Source organism: Nesterenkonia sp. K-15-9-6 (genome assembly GCF_052656005.1).
Genome location: NZ_JBQYEY010000045.1, coordinates 1 through 7,134, shown reverse-complemented (window position 1 = coordinate 7,134; position 7,134 = coordinate 1). Strand labels below are relative to the sequence as shown.

9 protein-coding genes are annotated in these 7,134 nt (G+C 69.3%); 7 read left to right on the top strand and 2 right to left on the bottom strand.

Translation table 11 applies throughout. The features are described 5' to 3' along the window. Window positions 1-63 precede the first annotated feature (63 nt). Window positions 64-867, bottom strand: coding sequence for an ABC transporter permease (locus tag SD455_RS16395; protein ID WP_070160458.1), 804 nt, complete (start codon window positions 865-867; stop codon window positions 64-66). Further along, complete coding sequence (locus SD455_RS16390) at window positions 867-1,619, bottom strand: ABC transporter ATP-binding protein (RefSeq protein WP_070160456.1); 753 nt, start codon at window positions 1,617-1,619, stop codon at window positions 867-869. The genes SD455_RS16395 and SD455_RS16390 overlap by 1 nt, the downstream gene beginning before the upstream one ends. 110 nt (window positions 1,620-1,729) lie before the next feature. On the opposite strand from SD455_RS16390, the gene SD455_RS16385 reads away from it, so the two are divergent. From SD455_RS16385 to SD455_RS16355, 7 genes are all read left to right on the top strand, one after another. Then, window positions 1,730-2,908, top strand: coding sequence for a sensor histidine kinase (locus tag SD455_RS16385; protein WP_085437089.1), 1,179 nt, complete (start codon window positions 1,730-1,732; stop codon window positions 2,906-2,908). Beyond that, window positions 2,905-3,609, top strand: coding sequence for a response regulator transcription factor (locus tag SD455_RS16380; RefSeq protein WP_311024778.1), 705 nt, complete (start codon window positions 2,905-2,907; stop codon window positions 3,607-3,609). Before SD455_RS16385 ends, SD455_RS16380 begins: the two co-directional genes overlap by 4 nt. Before the next feature lie 94 nt (window positions 3,610-3,703). Next, on the top strand, window positions 3,704-4,090 hold the full coding sequence (gene gcvH, locus SD455_RS16375) for a glycine cleavage system protein GcvH (protein WP_070160450.1): 387 nt from the start codon (window positions 3,704-3,706) through the stop codon (window positions 4,088-4,090). 31 nt (window positions 4,091-4,121) lie between these two features. After that, complete coding sequence (locus tag SD455_RS16370; RefSeq protein ID WP_070160448.1) at window positions 4,122-4,559, top strand: FHA domain-containing protein; 438 nt, start codon at window positions 4,122-4,124, stop codon at window positions 4,557-4,559. A gap of 92 nt (window positions 4,560-4,651) precedes the next feature. After that, on the top strand, window positions 4,652-5,395 hold the full coding sequence (gene ftsR, locus SD455_RS16365; protein WP_070160446.1) for a transcriptional regulator FtsR: 744 nt from the start codon (window positions 4,652-4,654) through the stop codon (window positions 5,393-5,395). Between the two features lie 154 nt (window positions 5,396-5,549). After that, window positions 5,550-6,149, top strand: a complete 600-nt coding sequence (locus SD455_RS16360; RefSeq protein WP_070160444.1) for a bifunctional nuclease family protein — start codon at window positions 5,550-5,552, stop codon at window positions 6,147-6,149. 346 nt (window positions 6,150-6,495) lie between these two features. Then, a complete protein-coding gene (locus tag SD455_RS16355; RefSeq protein WP_070160510.1) occupies window positions 6,496-7,083 on the top strand; it encodes a MerR family transcriptional regulator in 588 nt (195 codons plus the stop codon). Window positions 7,084-7,134 lie beyond the last annotated feature (51 nt).

Sequence of the window (7,134 nt, the reverse complement as noted above, 5' to 3'; positions counted from 1 at the left end):
CCTCACCCCTGGTCAGGGGTGAGGCGCCCGCCTCGCTCTGGTGTCCCAGGGAGGGCGTGGGGCTCATTCCCAGCGGAACAGCAGCGCCGCCGCGCCGCCGCCCACGGCGGTCCACAGTGCCAACGCCACCCAGATCTGGCCGTCCACGGTCTGCCCCAGCCAGGCCTGCTGCAGGCCCTCGACGGCGGCGCCGAAGGGCAGCCACACTCCGATGCTCTGCAGGGTCTCCGGCAGGTTCTGCATCCCACCGAAGAGACCGCCGAGGGCGGCCAGCCCGAAGAAGGCGATCAGCCCGAGCGCGAGGGAGGCGTTCGGAGTGGGCGAGACGGCCGCGACCAGCATGCCGATGGCGTACAGCGAGGCGATCGCGGCGCCCATCACCGCCAGCGCCACGACTACGTCTGTGGGCAGGCTCGCGTCGAAGAAGACGCTGGCCACGGTGAAGGCGAGGACGATGCCCACCACGATTTGCACCACGCTCACCACGGCCTGGGCGACCAGGACCATCGCCGGTGACGCGGGGGTGACGGCAAGACGCCGCAGGATGTGCGTCTTGCGATAGGTGGCCAGGAAGCTGGGCATGTTGACCACCGCGACCGAGGCGACCACCATCAGCAGCATCAGCGGCAGCACATAGACGTCGAGGACGGACAGCTCATCCGTCAGGGCCTCGTCACCGAACGCCAGCGCCTGCATCACCAGGATCAGCACCGGCATGCCCAGGGGCAGGATCAGTCCTGCGGTGTCCCGGACGACCATCTTCGCCTCGGCGACGGTCATCCGCCACCAGGCGCGGGGGCCCGGACTGTGGGGTCGGACGGCGGCCAGCTCCTCCTGGAGCTCCCGCTGCGGGTGGGTGCTGCTCATCAGGTCTCCTCCTCGTCGTCGGTGTCGAACGCCCGGCCGGTCAGCGCCACGAAGGCGTCCTCCAGTGTCGAGGTGCCGGCCTGGCGCCTCAGGTCCTCCGGGGTTCCCTGCGCGATGACCCGCCCGCCGTCGATCAGTGCGACTCGGTCGCAGAGTCTCTCGACCTCATCCATCGCGTGGCTCACCAGGATCACGGTCTGCCGCCGCAGCGCCTCCAACGCCGACCAGACCCGGCGGCGGGCGCTCGGGTCCAGACCGGTGGTCAGTTCATCGAGGATGACGACCTCCGGGCGGCCCACCAGCGCCAGAGCGATGGAGAGTCTCTGCTGCTGGCCCCCGGAGAGCTTGGAGAAGCGGGTGCGTGCCCTGCTCCGCAGCTCGACCATCTCGAGCACCTCCTCGGTGCCCAGCGGGTCCGGATAGAAGCTGCGATAGAGGTCCACCAGCTCCTCGCAGGTGAGGGCGTCATGCAGGGACGCCTCCTGGAGCTGGACGCCCAGGACCCGTCGCACCTTGGTGCGGTCGCGCCAGGGGTCGAGCCCCAGGATGCGGACCTGTCCGGACGTGGGACGGCGCAGTCCGGCGATCATCTCGACCGTGGAGGTCTTGCCCGCTCCGTTGGCGCCCAGGATCCCGAAGGTCTCCCCGGCACGGATGCTCAGGCTGATGTCGTCGACGGCGTTGGTCGTGGTTCTGCGGTATCGCTTGGTCAGATGCTCGGCATCCACCGCGAGCGTCGGTGTGTTCGTCATGTCTCCAGCCTCGCCCGGGGCGCGACGGCGCGGCAGTGCCGGCGGTCATGGAGTCGGACATGACTTTCGGCACTGGAGAGGGATCAGCCCCGACGCGCTAGTCTCACCCTATGGGCCCCCACCAGAGACGGACGTCGGCGTCGCATCAGCGGCGCGCAGAATTCAGCGCCGGTGCGGCGATCCTCGCGCTGTGCCTCGGGGTCGGGGTGGTGGTCCTGCTGACCGGCATGCGTCCCTACATCCCGGTCCTCGCCTGGTCTGCGCTGCTGGTCGCATGCCTCGTCGGCGTGTTCTTCGCCGCCGCCCCAGTGACGGACCGCAGGATTCAGCTGGCCAGCTACGCGCTCGCCGTGCTGAGCTCGTGGGCCCTGCTGCTCACGCTGCCCGGACAGGGCATGCTGGTGGTCATCCTCGTGGTGGTCGCCGCGGTGGGCACCTATGTGGTGCCGATGGCCGCCGTCGTGGGTGTCGTCGCTCTGAACACCGTGGTGATCGCGGTGCATGCCTGGGCCCATGGGGCGGGCGTGGTGGACTACGTGGCCACACCGATCTTCTACCTGTTCATCCACCTGGCGGCGGTGCTGTCCACCTGGAGCCTGCAGCAGGAGGCCCGCATGCGGGCCGCCCTGGAGCAGAAGACGGTGGAGCTCACGGCCGCCTCGGTGCTGCTGGAGGATTCCGCGAAGACCGCCGAGAGGCTGCGCATCTCGCGGGACCTGCATGACCTGCTCGGGCATCAGCTGACGGTGCTGAACCTCGAGCTGGAGGCGGCGCGCCATCGCAGCGCCGATTCTGCGGCGGAACACGTCGAGCGGGCGAGCGGGCTCGCCAAGAAGCTGCTGGGGGACGTCCGCAGCACGGTCGGAGAGATGCGCGCCGCCGACCACGGTGACCTCGCGGAGGCGCTCCAGCGTGTGGCTGCGGCGGTGCCCAGCCTCGACATCTGGATCCGGGTGGAGACCGACGTCGAGGTCGATGAGCAGCAGCAGGACGTTCTGGTGCGGGCGGCCCAGGAGATCATGACCAACACCATCAAGCATTCGGAGGCCTGGACGCTGCGTCTGGACGTCGCGCGCCAGGAGGACAGGATCGTCCTCACCGGGGTCAACGACGGCACCACTCCTTCCAGCGTCACGCCGGGGCACGGGCTGACGGGCCTGCGTGAGCGCGTCGAGCTGCTCGGCGGAACGCTGACCGTCACCCCCCGACGCCGGTTCACCGTCCAGGTGGACCTTCCGGCGCACGGACGACGCGCCGGATCGACGCTCGAGGAGGCGGACAGAGCATGAGCACCGAACCGTCGGGGACCCCCGAACTCGGCCACGGGGAGGACCCTCGCGTCGTCGTGGTCGACGACCAGACCCTGGTGCGCCAAGGCGTCCGCACCCTGTTGGAGCTGGGACGGACCACAGTGGTCGGTGAGGCCGGAGACGGAGCCGAGGCCCTCGACGTCGTCGCGCGCACCCGCCCGGACGTGGTCCTGCTGGACCTGCGCATGCCTCGCCACGACGGCCTGTGGTTCCTGGAGCAGCTGGAGGCCGGTGCCTTGGGGGAGCTGGGCTCCGAGCTGCCGGTGCTGGTGCTGACCACCTTCGACGACGACGCCCTCGTCCTGGAGGCCCTGCGGCACGGCGCCCGCGGCTACCTGCTCAAGGACGTGACGGTCGAACAGCTCGCCCGGGCGGTGCGCACCTTGGCCGAGGGCGGCACCCTCATCGCCCCCTCCATCACCGACCGACTCCTGCGCGCGATCCGCTCCGGCCCTCCTCCGGTCGGCGCCGCCGACGTCGGGGTGGAGGAGCTCACGTCGCGTGAGCTCGAAGTCCTTCGCCTGGTGGCCGAAGGGTATCCGAACCGGCAGATCGCGGAGCTGGTCCACCTGGCCGAGGGCACGGTGAAGAACCACATCTCCGTCATCCTGCAGAAGCTCGGGGCCCGGGACCGCACCAATGCGGTGCTGCGCGCGCTCCACGAGGGGATCCTCGGCTGACCTGGCCCGGAACAGGTGCTAAGTTGTCCATGGATCGTCCGTCCCGCCGCACCAGCGGTGCACGGATCCTGCCCGATGACGAGCGGAGTTGAACATGAGCACCATCCCGGCCGAGCTGAAGTACAGCGCGGAGCATGAGTGGGTCGCCACCACGGACACCGACGGCGTGGTCCGCGTGGGGATCACCGACTTCGCCCAGGACGCCCTGGGCGACGTCGTCTATGTCGAGCACCCTGAGACCGGCAGCACGGTGGCCGCCGGTGACGTGGTCGGAGAGGTCGAGTCGACCAAGTCCGTCTCGGACATCTACGCCCCGGTGGCGGGCGAGATCGTGGCCGTCAACGAGGCCCTGGAGGCCGATCCGGGCTCGGTCAACTCCGACCCCTACGGCGCCGGCTGGCTCTTCGAGGTCAAGCTCTCCGCCGCGGACGCGCTGGACGGCCTGCTGTCTGCCGAAGACTATGAAAGCCAGGTAGGCTGAGACGACATCGTCGAAGGGAAGGGAGGCCGCCGTGTCCACGACTTCTGGCGCACCGGATGAGCGAGAGAACATCGCTGAGACCACGAGCATCTCGTTGCCGCCTGCCGAGGCGCGTGCCGCACAGCCGCGTCTGACCGACGACGACAGGGAGGCCATCGCGGCGCTCCCGCAGGGGTCCGCGCTGCTGGTGGCCCACTCCGGCGCCAATCAGGGGGCCCGGTTCCTTCTGGACAAGGACGTGACCACCGTGGGCCGTCACCCCGAGGCGGAGATCTTCCTGGACGACGTCACGGTGTCTCGTCGGCATCTGACCTTCCGTCGGATCGCCGGCGGGTTCGAGCTGGAGGACCTCGGCAGCCTCAACGGCACCTACGTCAACCATGACCGCGTGGACCACTACACGCTCAAGGCGGGGGACGAGGTGCAGATCGGCAAATTCCGGCTCACCTACTACGCAGGAAGCAAATGAGCTGCGTTTGCTGCTGAGCACGTTATCCTGAGGCTGTTCTCCTCTACCTTCCCCCTGAGCCTGAAAGAGGATGCGCCGTGAGTGTCTCGCCCATGAGGAAGCCGAAGGCGTCCGCTGAGGACGTCGACCCGGCGACCACGCATGTCTTCACGATCTCCGAGGTCCTGCGGGAGCTCCAGAACGAGTTTCCGGACCTGACGGCGTCGAAGCTGCGGTTCCTCGAGGAGCGCGACCTGGTGGAGCCGGCCCGCACCCCGTCCGGGTACCGGAAGTACTGCGCCGCCGACGTCGAACGCCTCCGCTTCATCCTGGCGTTGCAGCGGGACCGCTACATGCCGTTGGACGTCATCAAGAAGACGATGGACGCTCTGGACGCGGGGGAGCAGCCCGAGGAGCTTCCCGAGGCGGCCCCTGTGGGTCCCCGCGAGGTCACCACGGAGATGGCCGCGCAGATCACCGGCCGGATCCGCCCGTTGACCCGCAAGGAGCTGCGGGCGCAGTCGGGGGCGACGCGCGGCATGCTCGACACGCTCGAGAAGTTCCGGATCATCCGGGCGGACGCGGACGGCAACTACAGCCACCATGACCTCAAGGCGGTCCGCGCTGTGCGGGTCCTGGCGCGCTACGGGCTCGAACCCAAGCACCTGGTCAACATCCGCCGCTCGGCAGACAACGAGCTGGACCTGATCGGTCGGGCGATGGCCCCCTACGCGGCCCGCAAGGACGCCGCCGCGCGGGCCCGGGTGGCCGAGTCCTCCAAGGAGATGTTGCAGTCTCTGAAGGACCTCCGAGCCTCGATGATGGATTCGGCGGTCGAGTCGTTGGACCGGAACTGAGCCGTACCGCTGTCGACGCGCTCTGACGTGCGGGCAGGTCTGGACAACTGCTCCCCGGGGCGGTGACCATGGAAGTGCACGGTCGTCGTGCGCGTCCGCGCGTGCACCGCAGTCGAGGCGACCGGCGCACCGGAGGTGGGGAGGTCGCAGTCCGATGACACAGCGGCAGATCCGTCTGAACGTGGTGGGCGTGCGCATCGAGGTGCCCTCACATCAGCCTGTGGTGATGCTCCGCGGCGCAGAGCCGGGGATGGAGGATCTCCACGTGGCCATCATGGTCGGCACCTCGGAAGCCACTGCCATCTCGATGGGCATGGACGGGCAGACGCCCCCGCGGCCCATGACCCATGACCTGCTGGTGGATGCGCTGACCGGCCTGGCCGACGGCGTCGAGTCGATCGAGATCGGACTCCTGGACAGCTCCACCTACTTCGGCACCATCCGGCTGCGTCGCGGCCAGGTGCTCGATTCCCGCGCATCCGATGCGATCGCCGTGGCGGTCCGCACTGCGGCGCGGATCACCATGGCCGAGTCCACTCTCCGGGCTGTGGCCGTCACGCCGCGGTACCGGACCGCCGACGGCGGGGACTCCGGTTCCTCCGGCCCGGGTCAGCGGCCCGCCGCACCCCCGGGCGCCAGTCCCGAGGCGGCCGATGTGGCGGGGCGGGGACCGATCTCCGCAGACGAGATCAAAGAGTTCCAGAAGTTCCTCGACGGCGCGGAGCCGGAGGACTTCGGCAAGTCCACCTCCTGAGCGGGAAGCTGGTCGACAGCTGTGGGCGCGCGCCCTCGGAGGGGAGTAGAGTGTGGGCGTCGTCCCGAGGTGTCGTCATCGTCGGGGTTCTGTGCCCCGGCGTCGCATCGGGCGACACGCCGCCACGGTCGGAGCGGATGTCTTTGACCCCCGGCTGCTGCCGTTCTACCGTCGAGGAAGAAGGTTTCCGCATGCGTCGTCCTGACTCGCTCGGTCCGCACCGTGAGGTGTCGGCCGAGGGCGACGAACTTCCCCCGGCGGGACCGCACCGAGGAGGGTATACGTGAGTCTTGATTCTCGCAGCGATGCGCAGCAGGGGCCGGGCCGAGTTCCGCAGCATCCTGTCCTGCAGCAGCGGCTGTTCGACGACGGCCTGCCGGACCTGGATGAGGAGATGGGCTACCGCGGCCCTGTGGCCTGCGCGGCGGCCGGGATCACGTATCGGCAGTTGGACTACTGGGCGCGCACCAAGCTCGTGCAGCCGTCCCTGCGCAATGCATCCGGCTCCGGTTCGGCCCGCCTGTACTCCTTCCGGGACATCCTGGTCCTCAAGGTCGTCAAGCGGTTGCTGGACACCGGGGTCTCCCTCCAGCAGATCCGGACCGCCATCGAGCACCTGCGGGAGCGCGGAGTCGAGGACCTCGCGCAGATCACGCTGATGTCCGACGGTGCGTCGGTCTACGAGTGCACCTCGGCCGATGAGGTCATCGACCTGGTCCAGGGCGGCCAGGGCGTCTTCGGGATCGCCGTGGGGAGAGTGTGGCGCGAGGTCGAAGGGTCGCTGGCCGAGCTGCCCCGGGAGCGGACCGACGCCGAGGATGAGGCGGCGGCTCCGGCGACCGGAGACCATGCGGTCCAGCAGGAGCTGTCCGCCTTCAGCCAGCAGGATGAGCTGGCGAAGATGCGCGCTCGGCGACGCTCGCAGGCCTCCTGAGCAGAGACTCCCGGACATGAGGAAGGGGCCCGATCCGCGGATCGGGCCCCT